Origin of the sequence: Nocardia implantans, from assembly GCF_035544775.1 — a bacterium.
In the GTDB taxonomy this organism is placed as follows: domain Bacteria; phylum Actinomycetota; class Actinomycetes; order Mycobacteriales; family Mycobacteriaceae; genus Nocardia; species Nocardia implantans.
Genome location: NZ_JAYKYQ010000038.1, coordinates 1 through 632, shown reverse-complemented (window position 1 = coordinate 632; position 632 = coordinate 1). Strand labels below are relative to the sequence as shown.

At 62.8% G+C, this 632-nt stretch carries 1 pseudogene; it reads right to left on the bottom strand.

Features of this window, described 5'->3' with window-relative positions:
• Nucleotides 1-632: pseudogene (locus tag U3653_RS33200) on the bottom strand (DNA-directed RNA polymerase subunit beta); the annotation flags it as partial.

Sequence of the window (632 nt, the reverse complement as noted above, 5' to 3'; positions counted from 1 at the left end):
CCCGCGAGCTTGTCACCGTCCTGGATCTTGCGCTTCTGCGCCACATACACCCGAACCAGCTCGTTGACACCCGGCGGCAGATCGTCGTCGTCCTCCCGGGAGAACACCCGGATACCGATCACCTTGCCGGACTCACCGTGAGGCACCTTCAACGAGGTGTCACGCACCTCACGGGCCTTCTCCCCGAAGATCGCCCGCAACAGCCGCTCTTCGGGCGTCAGCTCGGTCTCACCCTTCGGCGTGACCTTACCGACCAGGATGTCCCCGTCACGCACCTCCGCACCGATCCGCACGATGCCACGCTCGTCCAGATCCGCCAGCACCTCATCGGAGACATTCGGGATGTCCCGGGTGATCTCCTCGGCACCCAGCTTGGTGTCACGAGCATCGATCTCGTGCTCCTCGATATGAATCGAGGTGAGAACGTCCTCCTCCACCAACCGCTGCGACAGGATGATCGCGTCCTCGTAGTTGTGACCCTCCCACGGCATGATCGCCACCAGCAGGTTCTTACCCAACGCCATCTCACCGTTATCGGTGCACGGACCATCGGCCAGCACCTGACCACGCTCCACCCGCTGACCCTCATCCACAATCGGACGCTGGTTGGAACACGTGCCCTGATTCGACCG